12 protein-coding genes are annotated in these 17,126 nt (G+C 61.6%); 11 read left to right on the top strand and 1 reads right to left on the bottom strand.

What is annotated here, in order from left to right:
• Positions 1 to 96: 96 nt before the first annotated feature.
• The 6 genes from glgB (at position 97) to LSG43_RS09670 (ending at position 10,203) form a co-directional block, all read left to right on the top strand.
• Positions 97 to 2,292: a 1,4-alpha-glucan branching protein GlgB gene (gene glgB / locus LSG43_RS09695; RefSeq protein WP_231803542.1), complete on the top strand. Its 2,196-nt coding sequence runs from the start codon at positions 97 to 99 to the stop codon at positions 2,290 to 2,292.
• An 85-nt stretch (positions 2,293 to 2,377) separates the two neighbouring features.
• The gene (gene glgC / locus LSG43_RS09690; RefSeq protein WP_231803540.1) at positions 2,378 to 3,649 is read left to right on the top strand and encodes a glucose-1-phosphate adenylyltransferase; all 1,272 of its coding nucleotides are present in this window, start codon (positions 2,378 to 2,380) and stop codon (positions 3,647 to 3,649) included.
• Entirely contained in the window at positions 3,649 to 5,088 is a 1,440-nt protein-coding gene (glgA, locus tag LSG43_RS09685) for a glycogen synthase GlgA (protein ID WP_231804652.1), read from the top strand. The genes glgC and glgA overlap by 1 nt, the downstream gene beginning before the upstream one ends.
• The gene (locus LSG43_RS09680) at positions 5,089 to 6,720 is read left to right on the top strand and encodes an alpha-D-glucose phosphate-specific phosphoglucomutase (protein ID WP_231803538.1); all 1,632 of its coding nucleotides are present in this window, start codon (positions 5,089 to 5,091) and stop codon (positions 6,718 to 6,720) included.
• Positions 6,721 to 6,938: 218 nt separating this feature from the next.
• Positions 6,939 to 8,930: a glycogen debranching protein GlgX gene (gene glgX, locus LSG43_RS09675; protein WP_231803536.1), complete on the top strand. Its 1,992-nt coding sequence runs from the start codon at positions 6,939 to 6,941 to the stop codon at positions 8,928 to 8,930.
• 433 nt (positions 8,931 to 9,363) lie between these two features.
• On the top strand, positions 9,364 to 10,203 hold the full coding sequence (locus LSG43_RS09670; protein ID WP_231803534.1) for a hypothetical protein: 840 nt from the start codon (positions 9,364 to 9,366) through the stop codon (positions 10,201 to 10,203).
• A 56-nt stretch (positions 10,204 to 10,259) separates the two neighbouring features.
• On the opposite strand, the gene ald is transcribed toward LSG43_RS09670, so the two are convergent.
• Positions 10,260 to 11,378 (bottom strand): alanine dehydrogenase, encoded by a 1,119-nt coding sequence (gene ald / locus LSG43_RS09665; RefSeq protein WP_231803532.1) that lies wholly within the window; start codon positions 11,376 to 11,378, stop codon positions 10,260 to 10,262.
• A 127-nt stretch (positions 11,379 to 11,505) separates the two neighbouring features.
• Here ald and LSG43_RS09660 point away from each other — a divergent pair, with 127 nt between their 5' ends.
• From LSG43_RS09660 to LSG43_RS09640, 5 genes are all read left to right on the top strand, one after another.
• A complete protein-coding gene (locus LSG43_RS09660; protein ID WP_231803529.1) occupies positions 11,506 to 11,970 on the top strand; it encodes an Lrp/AsnC family transcriptional regulator in 465 nt (154 codons plus the stop codon).
• Positions 11,971 to 12,124: 154 nt separating this feature from the next.
• Positions 12,125 to 13,153: an ABC transporter substrate-binding protein gene (locus LSG43_RS09655; RefSeq protein ID WP_231803527.1), complete on the top strand. Its 1,029-nt coding sequence runs from the start codon at positions 12,125 to 12,127 to the stop codon at positions 13,151 to 13,153.
• 112 nt (positions 13,154 to 13,265) lie between these two features.
• Positions 13,266 to 14,021, top strand: coding sequence for an ABC transporter ATP-binding protein (locus LSG43_RS09650; protein ID WP_439652035.1), 756 nt, complete (start codon positions 13,266 to 13,268; stop codon positions 14,019 to 14,021).
• A 71-nt stretch (positions 14,022 to 14,092) separates the two neighbouring features.
• Entirely contained in the window at positions 14,093 to 14,836 is a 744-nt protein-coding gene (locus LSG43_RS09645; RefSeq protein ID WP_439652034.1) for an ABC transporter permease, read from the top strand.
• A gap of 87 nt (positions 14,837 to 14,923) precedes the next feature.
• A complete protein-coding gene (locus tag LSG43_RS09640) occupies positions 14,924 to 17,104 on the top strand; it encodes an FdhF/YdeP family oxidoreductase (protein WP_231803521.1) in 2,181 nt (726 codons plus the stop codon).
• Positions 17,105 to 17,126 lie beyond the last annotated feature (22 nt).

The raw sequence follows: 17,126 nt of genomic DNA, 5'->3' as shown, positions 1-17,126 counted from the left end.
TGAGCGAGGAGTGGAGCCGGTTTCCGGTCTTCCACACCGCCCGTTTTCAATCACGCAGGAAAACGATGGAACGGCATCGCAGGGGAGAGAGACCAATTGGCCAAGGCGCAGACACACTGGCAAACAGACGAGACCGCAATCGCACGGATCGTGGCGGGCCAGCACACCGACCCTTTCTCTGTTCTGGGACTCCACGAGGCCGGCAAGGACTGGATCGAGCGCGCCTATGTTCCCGGCGCCGAGACGGTTGAAGCGCGCAATCTCGCGGGTAAGGCGCTCGGTCAACTCGAGCAACGCCATCCCGAAGGTTTTTTCGAGGGCCGGGTGAGCGTCACCGGGCGGCAGCCGCTCCTTCTCCACGCGGCGAATGCCGATGGCCAATGGGATGTCGTCGACCCCTATTCGTTCGGGCCGATCCTCGGTCCGATGGACGACTACTTCATCGGCGAGGGGTCGCATTTGCGGCTCTTCGACAAGCTCGGCTCGCATTTCATGACCTTCGAGGGGGTTGAGGGCACGCATTTCGCGGTCTGGGCGCCGAACGCGCAGCGGGTGAGCGTCGTTGGGTCGTTCAATGCCTGGGATGGTCGGCGCCATCCGATGCGCAACCGCAACGGCATCTGGGAAATCTTCGTTCCCGGCGTAAGTCCCGGCGCGCAGTACAAGTACGAGATCATCGGCAAGAACGGGGACAGGCTGCCGCTTAAGGCCGACCCTTTTGCGCAGCAGTCGGAGCTGCGCCCCCGTACCGCGTCGGTCGTCAAAGACCCTACGCCGTACAGCTGGACCGACGGGGATTACATGGCCGAGCGGCATCAGCGGGATTACCGTCGTGAGCCCATGGCGATCTACGAGGTCCATCTGGGGTCATGGCGGCGCAAGCCGGACGGGTCGTTCCTTTCGTATGACCAGTTGGCCGAACAATTGGTGCCCTATGTTGTCGACATGGGGTTCACCCATATCGAGCTTCTCCCCATCACCGAGCACCCCTACGATCCGAGCTGGGGGTATCAACCGACCGGGCTGTTCTCGCCGACGGCGCGGTTCGGCGATCCCGCCGGGTTCGCGCGGTTCGTCGATGCTGCGCATGCGGCCGGACTGGGCGTGATCGCGGACTGGGTGCCGGCGCATTTTCCCACCGACGAGCACGGGCTCGCCCGCTTCGACGGTACGGCGCTTTACGAGCACGAGGACCCGCGCATCGGGTATCACCCGGACTGGAATACGGCGATCTACAATTTCGGCCGCCGCGAGGTTTCAGCCTTTCTCACCAACAGCGCGCTCTACTGGCTGGAGAATTTCCACATCGACGGCCTGCGCGTCGATGCCGTCGCCTCGATGCTCTATCGCGATTATTCGCGCGAGCCGGGGCAATGGATCCCCAACCAGTTCGGGGGCAACGAGAATATCGAGTCCGTGGCCTTCCTGAAGCGCGTGAATGCCGAAACCTACGGTCAGCACCCTGGCAGTTTCACGGTTGCCGAAGAGTCGACGAGCTGGCCCGGGGTTACAGCCCCGACCTATGCGAACGGGCTCGGGTTCGGGTTCAAGTGGAATATGGGGTTCATGAACGACACGCTGCGCTATATGCAGCGCGATGCCGTGCATCGCCAGTTCCATCACAGCGACATGACTTTCGGGCTGCTCTATGCGTTTTCGGAAAACTTCATTCTGCCCCTGAGCCATGACGAGGTCGTGCACGGCAAAGGCTCGCTCCTGTCGAAAATGTCGGGCGATGACTGGCAGAAGTTCGCAAACCTCAGGGCCTACTACGCATTTATGTGGGGGCACCCAGGCAAGAAGCTCCTGTTCATGGGGCAGGAATTCGCCCAGCGAGACGAGTGGACTGAAGACAAGGCGCTGGACTGGTGGCTCCTCGATGCGCCGGCGCACGAGGGCGTACGCCGGCTTATCGGAGACCTCAATACCGTCTACCGCGAATTGCCGGCGCTCCATGCGCGCGATTGCGAGCCCGAAGGGTTCGAATGGCTCATCGGCAACGACCACGGCAATTCGGTCTTTGCCTGGGTCCGCAAGGCGCCGGATAGCCCGCCCGTCGTCGTGGTCTCCAATTTCACACCCGTACCGCGTGAGCCCTACCGCATGCCGATGCCGGCGGCGGGGCGCTGGATCGAGCGGATCAATACCGACGCCGGATGGTATCACGGCTCGAACATGGGCAATCAGGGCGTCATCACCGCGACATCGGGGAATGACTACGGATTTCCGGCGACCGCCGATGTTGTCCTGCCGCCGCTTTCGACGCTGATCCTGCAACACGATTCGGGGTAGGAGCCGGCCAGGACAATAAACCAAGAATGCCCGGTACAATAAGGCAAGAGGGACGCCTTGAAGGGCGCGTAAAAAGGAGAGGAACATGGTGCAAAAGAGTAATCCGGCCCCACTGGCGCGCGACGCGATGGCGTATGTTCTGGCGGGAGGGCGCGGCACGCGGCTTATGGAATTGACCGACCGACGGGCCAAGCCGGCGGTCTATTTCGGGGGGAAATCGCGTATTATCGATTTCGCGCTATCGAATGCCATCAATTCGGGCATTCGGCGGATTTCGGTCGCCACGCAGTATCAGGCGCACAGCCTGATCCGCCATCTGCAGCGGGGTTGGAACTTCCTGCGGACCGAGCGGAACGAGAGCTTCGATATCCTGCCCGCCAGCCAGCGCGTCGCCGAAGACCTCTGGTATGCGGGGACCGCGGACGCGGTGTATCAGAACATCGATATCATCGAGGACTACAACGCCAAATATATCGTCGTGCTTGCAGGCGACCACGTCTACAAGATGGACTATGAGGTGATGCTGCGCCAGCACGTGGATACCGGTGCGGATGTGACGGTCGGTTGCCTGGAGGTGCCCACTTCGGAGGCGTCGGCCTTCGGCGTCATGCATGTTGATGGGCGCGACCGCATCATCGATTTCGTCGAGAAACCGAAGGATCCTCCATCTATCCCCGACAAGCCGGGCGTGTCGCTGGCTTCGATGGGCATTTACGTTTTCGAGACCAGCTTCCTCATGGAGCAGCTTCGCCGCGACGCCGCAACTGAAGGGTCGAACCGGGACTTCGGCAAGGACATCATTCCTTATATCGTCAAAAACGGCTCGGCCTGGGCGCACCGCTTCCCGCGCTCGTGCGTGCGCTCGGAAAACGAGCCGGTCTCGTACTGGAAGGACGTCGGCACGATCGACGCCTATTGGGAGGCCAATGTCGATTTGACCGACGTGACCCCTCAGCTCGATCTTTACGATCGTGAGTGGCCGATCTGGACCAATGCCGAGATCACGCCGCCCGCAAAATTCGTGCACGATATCGAAGGGCGGCGCGGGCAGGCGATCTCGTCGCTGGTTTCGGGCGATTGCATTGTCTCGGGCGCGCAATTGAAGCGGACGCTCTTGTCTACCGGTGCGCGTGTTAATTCGTATTCCGAACTCAACGACAGTGTGGTCTTGCCCCACTGCACCGTCAATCGCGGCGTGCGGCTCACCAAGGTCGTCGTCGATGCGCGGTGCGACCTGCCCGAAGGGCTCGTCGTGGGCGAAGACCCCGAATTCGATGCAAAGTGGTTCCGGCGGACCGAGAATGGCGTCGTGCTCATCACCCAGCCCATGATCAACCGCTATCTGGCCAGCCAATGATGGACGTTCTTTCGGTCGCTTCGGAGGTCTATCCGCTCGTAAAGACCGGGGGACTTGCGGACGTGGCCGGCGCTCTGCCGGGAGCGCTGGCTGCGCACGACGTTTCCATGAGGACACTGGTGCCGGGCTACCCGCAGGTGCTTTCGGCGCTCAAGAAGGGGCGGCAGGTCGCCGAATTCGACGATCTTTTCGGCGGCCCTGCACAACTGATCGCAGGCCGGGCCGAAGGGCTCGACCTCATCGTAATTGCCGCGCCGCACCTTTATGAACGTCCCGGCGGAATATACGTCAATGAACTCGGCAAGGACTGGACGGACAATTGGGCCCGTTTTGCGGCGCTCGGCTGGGTGGCAGCCGAACTGGCCAAGGGCCTGGTCGATGGCTATGAGCCCCGGATCATTCACGCCCATGACTGGCAGGGCGCCATGGCGGCGGCCTATGTGGCGTTCGGCGGCGACAGCCAAACGCAGGTGGTGGTCACAATTCACAACCTTGCGTTCCAGGGGCAGTTCGGTGCCGAAGTCTTTCCGCATCTCAGGCTGCCGGATGCGGCCTTTACCATGCACGGGGTGGAGTATTACGGGGGGGTCGGATTCCTCAAAGCAGGGCTTCAATGCGCCCACGCGATCACGACGGTCTCGCCAACCTATGCCCGCGAAATTCGGACCCCCGAATATGGCATGGGGCTCGAGGGATTGCTCAATCAGCGCGGCTTCGATCTGCACGGCATTCTCAATGGCATCGATACCGACGCCTGGAACCCGCAGACGGATACGGCTTTGGCCGCGGGCTACGGCGCGAGCACGATTTCCAAGCGCGGCGTCAACAAACTCGCGCTTGCACAGCGTTTCGGGCTCGATCAGTCCGACGGTCCGCTGTTCGGCATCGTCAGCCGGCTCACCTGGCAGAAGGGGATTGACCTAGTGGCGGACAATGTCGATTGGCTCGTGACGCTTGGCGGCCAGCTGGCCGTTCTGGGATCGGGCGAGCCGCAGCTCGAGGCTGCGTTGAGCGAAGCTGCCGCACGGCATCCGGGGCGAGTCGGGTTTGTATCGGCTTACGATGAAGAGCTGTCGCATCTGATCCAGGGCGGCGCCGATATTATTTTCGTACCCTCTCGCTTCGAGCCGTGCGGGCTCACCCAGCTTTACGGCCTGCGCTATGGTGCGGTCCCGCTGGTTTCCCGCGTTGGCGGGTTGGCCGATACCGTTATCGATGCCAATACGGCCGCCGTCGAAGCCGGTGTCGCGACCGGCGTCCAGTTCTCGCCAGTCGAATCGGGCGCTTTGGGAGAAGCCATCATGCGCGCGATGAACCTTTACGGGCAGCCGGCGGTCTGGAGCCGCATGCAGCGCAAGGGCATGAAAACCGACGTTTCTTGGAACAGGAGTGCGGAGAAGTACGCCGGGCTCTACACATCCCTTTTGAGGCAGGAATAGATGACGATCAGGACCATCGCCACCACGCCCTATGACGATCAGAAGCCCGGCACCTCGGGTCTGAGGAAGCGCGTTACGCATTTTCAGCAGCCCAACTACGTCGAGAACTTCATCCAGTCCCTGTTTGACAGCCTGCCGGGGCATGAGGGGCAGACGCTGGTGATCGGCGGCGATGGCCGCTATTTCAACGATACGGTGATCCAGATTGCCATCCGGATGGCGGCGGCCAACGGGTTCGGAAAAGTGATGGTGGGGCAAGGCGGCATCCTCTCGACGCCCGGCGCCTCGCATATCATCCGGCACTACGCGGCCTTCGGCGGCATCGTTCTGTCGGCGAGCCATAATCCAGGCGGGCCGGAGGGCGATTTCGGCATCAAGTACAATGCTTCGAATGGTGGTCCGGCGCCCGAGAAGATCACAAATGCGGTCTACGAGCGGTCCAGGCAGATCACCGAATACAAAGTCGTCGATACCCCGGATGTCGATCTCTCGGCGCTCGGCGTACATGAGGTCGCCGGGATGGCAGTCGAAGTTATCGACCCGGTCGCGGACTATGCCGCGCTCATGGAAACGCTTTTCGATTTCGACGCGATCGCGGACATGTTCGCGTCAGGCTTCCGCATGCGGTTCGACGCGATGCATGCGGTGACCGGCCCCTACGCCAAGGCGATCATCGAAGGCCGGCTCGGCGCGCCTGAGGGGACGGTGATCAACGCGGTACCGCTGCCGGATTTCGGCGACGGGCACCCGGATCCCAACCTCGTTTACGCCAAGGATCTCTATGACCTCCTGATGGGACCGGATGCGCCGGATTTCGGCGCCGCTTCGGACGGGGACGGGGACCGTAACCTCATCATCGGCCGTAACCGGTTCGTTACGCCATCGGACTCGCTTGCGTTGCTTGCCGCCAATGCGCACCTTGCTCCCGGCTATGCGAAGGGTATCGCCGGGATCGCGCGCTCCATGCCCACGAGTGCGGCGGCAGACCGGGTGGCTGAAAAGCTGGGCATCGAAATGCACGAAACGCCGACGGGCTGGAAGTTCTTCGGCAATTTGCTCGATGCGGGCCGCGTCACGATCTGTGGTGAGGAAAGCGCGGGGACAGGGTCTGACCACGTCCGCGAAAAGGACGGGCTCTGGGCCGTGCTGCTGTGGCTCAACATCCTCGCGGCGCGCAAGCAGGGCGTCGACGAGATCGTGCGCGAGCACTGGGCGACGTACGGCCGGAATTATTATTCGCGTCACGATTATGAGGAAATCGATACGGCGGTTGCCAACCGGCTGATGGACGACCTGCGTGCCAAGTTGCCCGAACTGCGCGAGACCGGAATTGATGGCCGCGAGATCATACTGGCCGACGATTTCTCTTATCTCGACCCCGTGGACGGTTCGACGGCGTCCAAGCAGGGTGTTCGGATCGGGTTTTCGGACGGCACGCGTATCGTCTTCAGACTTTCGGGCACCGGTACCGTGGGGGCGACTCTGCGCGTCTATATAGAACGGTACGAACCTGCCGGCGGTGCGCATGACAGGGATACCCAGGAGGCGCTCTCGGACCTGATCGCGCTGGCCGACCGGATTGCGCAAATCAAGGCTCGCACGGAACGGGACGGACCCACTGTCGTTACCTGAAGGCGGCTCCCCGGTGAAAGCAGGGGAGAAGCGCCTGGGGCATCCGACTTGCCGTCGACATGCCACATACCTTGCTCAGATTATTCCGGAGACTCACTAGACGTGAGTCGCAAGGTACGTTGTCTATGCGTCACGCGCGCGCCACAATGCAGGCGGCGGGAAAGGGAACGGCGTTGGAGGGAAGCAGGGCCAAAGGCCAGGACGGGCGTCCTGGATCGGTGAGATCCAGAACCCTTGGTGCTACTGCGACGGAGACCGGAGTCGATTTCGCCGTATATAGCGAGACAGCCGATAAAATCTGGGTCTGCCTCTTCAACGATTTCGACGAGGAAACCGACAGGATCGAACTTACGCGACAGGATGGGGCTGTCTGGCACAAACATGTGCAAGGCCTGGATGCCGGCGTCCGGTATGGCTTGCGCGCGGACGGACCGTTCGATCCGGCGCAGGGCTATCATTTCGATCCCAACAAGCTTCTCGTCGATCCTTACGCCCGGCAGATAGACCGCACCTTCGTGCTCAGCCCCAAACTGCGTTTGCCACGGTCCGAGAGCGTCGATACGGCGCCCCTCATCCCAAAGGCGATTATTCAGGGCGAGCGGCGCGAACCGGTCGAGATCCACAACACATCACGGCCCAACCTCATTTACGAGCTCAACGTCCGACCCTTCACGATGCGGCATTCCGCCGTGCAGGGACCGCTCAGGGGCACCGTCGGCGGGCTCATGACACGCGAAGTTATCGAGCATCTCAAGCATATCGGCGTCGACGTCGTGGAACTGATGCCGGTTGCCGGCTGGATCGACGACGGGCATCTGCCCGCGCTGGGGCTCACCAATGTGTGGGGTTACAACCCGGTTACCTATTTCGCGCCCGATCCGCGCATCATGCCCCGCGGGCCGCAGGAATTGCGCGCGCTGACCGACCGCTACCGCGAGCACGGCATCAGGGTCATTCTCGACGTCGTCTACAACCACACCGGTGAAGGGTCGGCGGAGGGCCCCGTTCTATCCATGCGCGGCCTCGATGCGCGGACCTACTACCGCCATGTGGAGGCAGACGGGCGTCTGGTCATGGTCAACGACACGGGGACAGGCAACACTCTGCAATGCGATCATCCGGCGGTCCAGAATCTCGTTATCGACAGCCTTAGATACTGGGTGCGCGAGTTCGGTGTGGCGGGCTTCCGGTTCGATCTTGCCACCATTCTCGGGCGCTCGCTCAACGGGTTTTCGCGGGATGCGGAACTGCTGGAGCGCATTCGGACAGACGATGTCCTGAGCGAATGTTTGCTGATCGCAGAGCCCTGGGATCCGGGGCCGGGTGGATATCATGTGGGTCAGTTCGGTGAGCCGTTTCTCGAATGGAACGATCGCTACCGTGACAAGGTGCGCCGGTTCTGGAAGGGCGAGGCGCACACGCTAAGCGGGCTTGCGACCCGGCTGGCCGGTTCGGCCGATCAGTTCAACCATGACGATCGCAAGCCGTCGGCCAGCGTCAATTTCCTCGCCGCACACGACGGGTTCACGCTGCGCGATCTTGTCTCGTTTGCCGAAAAACACAACGCGGCCAATGGCGAAGACAACCGCGACGGGCACGGCGCCAACTATTCGTGGAACAATGGCGTCGAGGGACCGACAGACGATCCCGGCGTTCTGGCTGCGCGCAATCGGGATGTCCGGGCGCTGCTGGCGACGCTGTTTGTTTCGCACGGCACGCCAATGCTGACCGCGGGTGACGAGTTCGGCCGCACGCAGGATGGCAACAACAACGCCTATGCACAGGACAATGAGATCACCTGGCTCGACTGGGCGGCAGCCGATGGCGATCTTATCGACTTCGTTGCGGTGCTATCGCGGTTTCGGAAGGACCACCCAGCGCTGAACGCCGATACATTTCTGACCGGCGAAGTTCGGGACGGGCACAAGGATGTCGCCTGGCTCCATCCCGACGGTCGGGAAATGGAAGAGGCGGACTGGAATGCCGCCGATGCGTCCGTGCTCGGCATGTTCATGCACGAGGCCGGTGAAACCATGCTTGTGTGGTTCAACCGACGGACCGAGCCGGTCCAGGCGGTCATACCGCAAGAGAGCGGTATCGCTTTCAGTGTCGTGCTGGTTTCCGACCAGCACTCGGACGCTGCGATTGCCGAGGGGCAAATCACGCTGCCGCCGCGCACGGTGGTGGTGCTGGCCGGGTCGGTCGCGTAGGCGACATGCCGGTGCGTTCAGTCCGCAGTTAGCGGTTTCGGCCTACGCAATACGTCGGCTCCTCGTCCTATAACGGGACACCATCCCCGATCCGTATTTACGATAAATCCCTCAGAGTGCGACGGGGAGTCGCACCTATGCGCAATTACGCACTTTCCCTTAACAGTAACTCTGGCTATCGGAATTAGTTCCAAGGCCTACGAGAAACTGAATTTTTGGAATAAAAGCCTGTAGGTGCAACCACATACGGTTTATCACTGCAAGTTACTTTAAATAAATTAAATCTTTTTCTTATTAATAGTAAACTATGCATGAGACGGTTAATGCGGGATGAACCAGCATTCCAGTCGGTGCTTACGTATCTATTTACTCAAACTAAGATTAGGCCTGCCCTCGATTGTGAGGGTGGTTTTTCGAGTACTTGGAGGCCAAAATGAAATGGACGTTAGGAATGGCCGCAGCCGGACTGCTTTCGGTGAGCGCAATGACAACCCCGGTTTCGGCACAACTCCTCCGTGGCGGCGGCGGAGACGGCGGCGGGCTACTCGGTGGTGGTCTGTCGGGGATTGTGGATGTCGACACCGACGACGGCCTGAACGTAGACGTTCTGGGTGGAGCGGCGAACGTCAGGGTCGGTGGTGAGGACAGTCTCGTGGACGCCGGTGTCCTAAGCGGGACCGCTACGGCCAATGTTGGCACGGGGCGCGACAGTCTCGTCGACGCGGATGTCGGTTTGCTCAATGACACAGCCAGGGCTCGTGTGAGCGTCGGGGGCGACGACGTACTCGACGTCGAAGTCGGCCTCGGTGGCGACGACGATGATGGCAATGGCGGCGGTGGCTCCGGCGGAGGCGGTGGCTCCGGTGGCGGCGGCGGTTCCGGCGGGGGCGGCGGCTCTGGTGGTGGCGGCTCCGGTGATGGTTCCGATGACACAGGCGTCGCGAGTTCACGTTCCCCGGTTCCGCTCGGTTACTCCGCATCCTGCGCCAATCAGGATGCCGGGCCGGTGCTCAACATGATTGCACAGAACCGCTCGTACCAGAACCTCATCGCGGGCTGGTCCTCCGCAGTCGACGTTACGATTGTGGGGCTTTGCGAATCCCTGCGCAATCAGGCAATGGGGCTCGCCCAGGCCAACGGTGTTGGAGCCGCGCAGGGTGCGGCGGCTCGCAATCCGGTGGTCAATGCCGCTCTCTTGCAGAGCGGCCGTTCGCCCAGCGACATCCTCGCTTTCGGCGTGGAAGGGCGTACGCTGAAGATCTTTACGCGCTAAAGCGTACTGCAAATCAATTTGGAAGGCGCGCTTGCCGGGCGCGCCTTTCTTGCGTTTCAGGCTGCGATCATCGATTCAGCGGGCACATAGTCGTAGCCGAGAACCTGGGCAACCGGGGCGCAGGTGATCTTGCCGGCCGAAACATTGAGCCCGTTGCGCAGGTGCATATCGTCGGCCAGAGCCTGTTTCCATCCCTTGTTGGCGAGGGCCAGCGTGAAGGGCAGGGTCACGTTGTTGAGCGCATAGGTCGAGGTCCGTGCGACTGCACCCGGCATGTTGGCCACGCAGTAGTGCACGATACCGTCAATGACGTAGGTCGGATCGGCGTGGGTTGTGGGCTTCGAGGTCTCGAAACAACCGCCCTGGTCGATGGCGACGTCGACGAGCACGGCACCTTGCTGCATGGTCCCGAGCATGTCGCGTGTCACAAGTTTTGGCGCGGCGGCGCCCGGAACGAGAACGGCGCCAATCACGAGATCGGCCTCGGCAACGCTCGCGGCGATCGCAGCGCTATTCGCATATAGCACGCGCGCCTGCGCGCCGAAGTGCCCCGATAGCCGCTCGAGGGCCGTTGGGCTCCTGTCGAGAACCGTCACATCCGCCTGCATGCCGACGGCCATTTGCGCTGCATGGAACCCGACGACACCACCGCCGATGATTGTGACCTTGCCAGGGTGCACGCCGGGCACACCGCCAAGCAACACGCCGCGGCCGCCATGGGCCTTTTCGAGCGCGTTGGCGCCCGCGTGCACCGACATGCGGCCGGCGACCTGGCTCATGGGCTTTAGCAGCGGCAAGGCACCGGACGGGTCAGTCACCGTCTCGTAGGCGATACAGGTGGCGCCGGAATTGACGAGGTCGCGGGTTTGATCGGGGTCAGGGGCGAGATGGAGATAGGTGAACAACACTTGTCCCTCGCGCAGCATGGCGCGCTCGACCGTCTGCGGTTCCTTGACCTTGACGATCATCTCCGAGCCCGCGAAGACGCTCCCCGCATCCGGGGCGATTTTTGCACCGGCGGCCTGGTAGGCTTCGTCCGAGGCTCCGACGCCGTCTCCGGCTCCGGTTTCGATCAGGAGTTCATGGCCGTGCGCGACGAGTTCGTCGACGCTTTCCGGGGTCAGGCCAACCCGATATTCATGGTTTTTGATTTCTCTGGGTACACCGATACGCATCGCAAAGCTCCCCTCATGCTTGGTGAATGTATGAGTTTAACAATTGAAGCGCGCATTTCGGTTGCTTTCTCGGTGGATGCTGCGGCAGATTGCGAGACAACATTCGAGAAATTGAGAAATTACCCGGATGAAACTGCAAATTGCCGATATCGATCGCAAAATCCTCCGTGCCATACAGCGGGATTCCAATCTCAGTATGGCGGAGCTCGGCGCGCGGGTGGGATTGAGCGCGTCAGCGTGTCACCGGCGTCTCAAGACTCTCGAGGAGCGGGGCATGGTGACCGGGTACCGAGCTGCGCTCGACAGGGAGCAGCTTGGCTTTTCAATGCAGTTTTTCATCGAGGTTTCGCTGGTGAGCCAGAGCGAAAAGGTGCTCGAGGCGTTCGAGACGGCGGTCCGTGCGATCCCGGAAATTCTCGAGTGCTACCTGATGGCAGGCCAGTCCGATTATATCCTGCGGATTGTTTGCGAGGACGCGGCGGCGTTTGAAAGCCTGCACCGGGAACTCGTCGCCAAGCTGCCCGGCGTTGCGCGCGTTCACTCGAACATGTGCATTCGTGAGGTTAAGGCGTTGGCCGGGTTGCCGGTTTAGCGCGCATTTTGCCTCTTCGATAGCCTTCAGTTGTATGCACGGTGCCTGTCAGATAAGCAGATACATCATTCTGCACACAAACTGCCATTTTTGACTTTACAGTCAAAAATTTGAGCGCTTGAATTGGTTCCTGCAAAACCAAGGGGAATCCATCATGCTCAACCGCAAACTGTTTAGTGCAGTGGCCGGTATTACGTTGTTCGGCGCGAGTTTCGCCGCGCCCGTCCTTGCACAGACGACGCCTGTGCGCTTTACGCTCGACTGGCGCTTCGAGGGGCCTGCGGCGGGCTTTATCCTTGCCGAGGAGAACGGCTATTTCGCCGAGGAAGGGCTGGACGTCACAATCGACACCGGCAACGGCTCGGTCGAGGCCATTCCGCGCGTAGCGACCGGCACCTATGACATGGGTTTTGGCGATATCAACTCGCTGATCAAATTCCTCGACGAGGATCCAAGCCAGCCGGTCAAGGCCGTCATGATGATCTATGAAACGCCAACTTTCGCCGTGGTTGGCCGGAAATCGCTGGGCGTCACCGAGGATCCCGCGTCGCTCGAAGGCAAGACGCTTGGCGCGCCGCCGCCCGATGGCGCCTTCGCTCAGTGGCCCGCCTTTGTTGAAGTCGCTGGGATCGATACCTCGGAGATTACGATCGAGTCCATCGGCTTTCCGGTGCGTGAGCCGATGCTCGCCCAGGGTGAAGTGGATGCCGTATTTGGCTTCGCGTTCTCGGTGATCCTCAACCTCAAGGCCCAGGGCGTGCCGGACGAAGATATCGCGACCATTCTGATGGCCGAGCACGGGCTCGATCTTTATGGCAATGCCATTTTGGTCAACACCGACTTCGCCGAAGCAAATCCCGACGTCGTCGAGGGCATGCTCCGTGCGCTCACCAAGGGCTTTGCGGACGCGGTCGCCGATCCGGCAGCGGGCGCGGCCGCCGTTGTGGCCTGGAACGACATTCTCGACGTCGATGTCGAGACCGAGCGGCTGGAGATGGCGAATGCCATGAATATCAATACCGCCTACGTTCAGGAGAACGGAATTGGCGGGGTGGACATGGAGCGGCTCGCGCGGTCCATCGAGTTCCTCAAGCTGTCCATCGGTCTTTCTGACGCTATCGCTGCCGAACAAGTGTTCGACGCAAGTTATCTGCCCCCTCAGGAAGAGCGTATGCTGCCCTAAGGGGAGGCGTGCAGCAGCCGGGGCCGGGCGCGAGGGGTGCCCGGCCCCATTCTTTTGAAGAAGGGGCGAAACCATGAGTGGCGGCGATCTTGTAACAATCGAAGATGTCGACATGCGCTATGGCGGGCCGGGCGGCACGCTGGCGGTGTCGGGGCTCAACATGACGGTGCGGCGCGGAGAATTCGCTGCCGTTGTCGGGCCTTCGGGGTGTGGGAAATCCACATTGATGAAGCTGGTAACCGGGCTTCACATCCCGCAACGCGGGGTGGTGACGGTATCGGGTACAGAGGTCACCAAACCTGTTTCGATCGTTGGTATGGCGTTTCAGAACCCCACCATGCTGCCCTGGCGAACGACGCTCGACAACGTGCTGCTGCCGCTCGAGATCGTCGAGCGGCACCGAAAACGGCTGCGGGCGCACAAGAAGGAATATGTCGAGAAGGCCGAGCAGCTCCTTGAAACCGTTGGCTTGCAGGGGTTCGGTTCAAAATATCCTTGGCAGCTCTCAGGTGGCATGCAGCAGCGGGCCAATCTGTGCCGTGCCCTCATCCATGAACCCGAACTGCTTATGCTGGACGAGCCTTTCGGAGCGCTCGACGCGTTTACGCGCGAGGAACTCTGGCAGGTGATCCGCGATCTTCATGCCAGTTGGGACGTGACCATCGTGCTCGTCACGCACGACCTGCGCGAGGCGGTTTTTCTCGCGGATACGGTCCACGTCATGAGCGCGCGCCCGGGGCGGGTCCTCAAGGTGCACGAGATCGATTTCGAGCGCCCGCGCGACATCGCGCTCATGTACGAGAACAGGTTCAACGATGTCGTGCACACGCTGCGCGGCGAGATCGCGGACGCGCGGGAGGCAGCATGAGCACGAGTGACACCGTAACGCCCGTCGCCGATCTTCCGGTTGAACGCAAGCCTTTCAACTGGCTGCCGTTGATGCCCTGGATCTATACCATCGCGCTTTTTGCGATCTGGGAGGCCGCGGTCCAGATCAGCGGCGTGCCGCACACCATTCTGCCAGCGCCGACCCGGATCTTCGAGGCCATCGTCCAATACTGGGGCGCGATCCAGCGCCACTCGATCCAGACGCTCTATACCACCAGCGCCGGCTTTATCCTTGCAGTGGTTGGCGGGCTGGCGCTGGGGCTTTTGATCGGCTGGTCGCGCGCGATTTACGCGGGGCTCTATCCAATCATGGTCGGGTTCAACGCCATCCCCAAAGTGGCTGTCGTGCCCGTCATGGTGATCTGGTTCGGCATCGGCACGATTCCAGCCATCCTGACGGCGTTTCTGATCGCGTTCTTTCCGATCGTCGTCAATGTGGCGACCGGTCTTGCCACCATCGAGCCGGAAACCGAGGACGTGCTGCGGGCGCTCGGTGCGAAGAAAATGGACATCATGCTCAAGGTCGGCATACCGCGCTCGATGCCGTATTTCTTCGGCTCGCTCAAGGTTTCCATTACGCTGGCCTTTGTCGGATCGGTGATTTCGGAAACCGTCGCGGCCAATTCAGGGCTTGGTTACATGATGAGCGCGGCCCAGAGCCAGTTCAATGTGCCGCTGGTCTTCGCAGGGCTCGTCATGCTCGCCGTCGAGGGTATTGCGATGTATGCGCTGATGGCCTGGATCGAGAAACGAACGACGGGCTGGGCACACCGCTCAACAACCATGGCAGGCTAGAGGCGGGCATCACGGCTGCCGTCGGCATTGCCTGTTCTGCTTGCCAGCGCCGGTGTCCGGGTGGCAAATGGGGGTGAGGAGGAAGCCATGAGCCAGCGCCAGGTCGTCGGGGGTGGACCCAAGAAGGTTCTGTATACGCTGCAGACCGTCGGGCGCATGGGTGTAGGCAAGGCGGCAAAGGCGCTTTCGTCGAAAAACACCTGCAAAGCCTGCGCCTACGGCATGGGCGGCCAGATGGGCGGAATGACCAACGAATTGGGGGAATTTCCATCCGTCTGCAACAAGTCCGTGCAGGCGCAATCGACCGACGTCCAGCCTGCCATTCCCCATGCGATCTTTCAGCATCCGCTCGATGAACTCAAGGAACTGACGGGCCGCGAGATGGAGCATCTGGGGCGGCTGGGCGATCCTGTCTACAAGGCTGCCGGTGGCGACAGATACAAGGTTGTCACGTGGGACTGGGCCATGGCGCACGCCGCAGATCGGCTCAGATCGACCGATCCGCGACGGACCTTTTTCTACTCGTCCGGCCGTTCGTCAAACGAAGCGGGCTTCATCTTCCAGCTTTTCGCGCGCGCCTACGGCACCAACAACGTCAACAATTGCTCGTATTTCTGTCATCAGGCGACGAGCGAAGGTCTGGCGACGACGATCGGCAAAGGCACAGCGACGGTCGAACTCGCCGATCTCAATGGCGCGGACCTGATTTTCGTCATCGGCGCCAACCCCTCCTCGAACCATCCGCGCTTCATTCACATGCTCAAGGCCTGCCGCGACCGGGGCGGGCAGGTGATCGTCATCAATCCGGCGAAAGAACCCGGGCTGGTCAGATTTGCGGTGCCGAAGTCACCCTCATCGATGCTCAAGGGCGGGGATGAGATTGCGTCGGACTATCTTCAGCCGCGCATTGGTTCCGACATTGCGCTGATGAAGGGGATCGCCAAGGCGGTGCTTGAAGCGGGCCGGGAAGACGCCAGGTTTATCGCCGCGTATGGCGCCGGCTTCGAGCCGTTCCGGGCCGACCTCGAGTCCTGCGATTGGGCCACGATCACCGAAGCCACCGGCGTCTCGAAATCCGATATCGAGCGCGTGGCGGCGGCATATGGGCGCGCAAAGAACACTGTCTTCGCCTGGGGCATGGGCATGACGCACCACGTCCACGGTGTCGAGAACGTTGAAATGATTGCCAATCTCGCGCTGCTGCGCGGCATGATCGGACGCCGGTTCGCGGGGCTTTTGCCGCTGCGCGGACATTCGAACGTTCAGGGCGTCGGCACCATCGGCGTCAAGCCGATGGTTACCGAGGACGTCTTTTCCGGCATGGAGAAGGCCTTCGGCGTCACACTGGGCCGCGACAAGGGCATGGACACGATGGCGTGTCTCGAAGCGGCGCATCGCGGCGAGATGGATGCGGCGGTCCTGATGGGCGGTAACCTCTATGGTGCGTCGCCGGACACGAGATGGGCGCGCGATGCGCTCGACGGGATCGGCTTCAAGCTCCACCTAACAACGACGCTCAATCTCGGGCACGTCCACGGACACGACAGTTCCGAAAGCCTCATCCTGCCGGTTGCCGCCCGCGACGAGGAATGGGAACCGACAACTCAGGAATCGATGTTCAATTTCGTCCGGCTTTCGGATGGCGGGATCGACCGGCTGGCCAATGTGCGGCCCGAAAGCGTGATCCTGGCGGATTTGGCCCGGACCGTGCTACCCGCCAGCCCGATCGACTTCGCGGCGTTCAAGAAGCACGCGCGGGTACGCGAAGCGATCGCTCAAATCGTGCCGGGGCTCGAGGAACTCGCGGACATCGACGTCGCCAAGCGCGAGTTCCATATTCGCAACCGGGTTCTGCACGCGCCGCAATTCGGGACGCCGGACGGCAAGGCGCGGTTCCGCGTTGTGGCTATGCCTGCGCCAAAGCGGGTCACGACCGGCCGGAGAGCGTTGACGCTGGCGACGATCCGCAGCGAGGGGCAGTTCAATACGATCGTCTATGAAGACAAAGACACGTACCGCAACAACGCGCCGCGGTGGAGCGTGCTGCTCAACCGGGACGATATGGACGAGATGGGCATTGCGGAGGGCGGCAAAGTCGATCTTTCCTCCGAGCGGGGTACGATGAGGCAGGTCGTGGCATTGGGCTATGACGTTCCTCGCGGCTCGGCGCTTGCATACTATCCAGAGGCCAACTTGCTGGTCGGGACGGACGTCGACCCGCGGTCGAAAACGCCGGCTTTCAAATCCGTGCCGGTGTGGATCGGCTGATCTGCCAAGAGCGGCTCGTGCC

This window comes from Pelagibacterium xiamenense (assembly GCF_021166475.1).
GTDB classification, from domain to species: Bacteria; Pseudomonadota; Alphaproteobacteria; order Rhizobiales; family Devosiaceae; genus Pelagibacterium; species Pelagibacterium xiamenense.
Note: the sequence above shows the minus strand (reverse complement) of the source record. Positions and strands in the feature narration are given on the sequence as shown.

Excerpts from the sequence above, each read along its gene's own strand:
- LSG43_RS09645 (WP_439652034.1), top strand. The coding sequence starts at position 14,093 with ATGCCCTGGATCTATACCATCGCGCTTTTTGCGATCTGGGAGGCCGCG.
- LSG43_RS09650 (WP_439652035.1), top strand. The coding sequence starts at position 13,266 with ATGCGCTATGGCGGGCCGGGCGGCACGCTGGCGGTGTCGGGGCTCAAC.
- LSG43_RS09655 (WP_231803527.1), top strand. The coding sequence starts at position 12,125 with ATGCTCAACCGCAAACTGTTTAGTGCAGTGGCCGGTATTACGTTGTTC.
- LSG43_RS09670 (WP_231803534.1), top strand. The coding sequence starts at position 9,364 with ATGAAATGGACGTTAGGAATGGCCGCAGCCGGACTGCTTTCGGTGAGC.
- glgC (WP_231803540.1), top strand. The coding sequence starts at position 2,378 with ATGGTGCAAAAGAGTAATCCGGCCCCACTGGCGCGCGACGCGATGGCG.
- ald (WP_231803532.1), bottom strand. The coding sequence starts at position 11,378 with ATGCGTATCGGTGTACCCAGAGAAATCAAAAACCATGAATATCGGGTT.
- LSG43_RS09660 (WP_231803529.1), top strand. The coding sequence starts at position 11,506 with ATGAAACTGCAAATTGCCGATATCGATCGCAAAATCCTCCGTGCCATA.
- LSG43_RS09640 (WP_231803521.1), top strand. The coding sequence starts at position 14,924 with ATGAGCCAGCGCCAGGTCGTCGGGGGTGGACCCAAGAAGGTTCTGTAT.
- LSG43_RS09680 (WP_231803538.1), top strand. The coding sequence starts at position 5,089 with ATGACGATCAGGACCATCGCCACCACGCCCTATGACGATCAGAAGCCC.
- glgA (WP_231804652.1), top strand. The coding sequence starts at position 3,649 with ATGGACGTTCTTTCGGTCGCTTCGGAGGTCTATCCGCTCGTAAAGACC.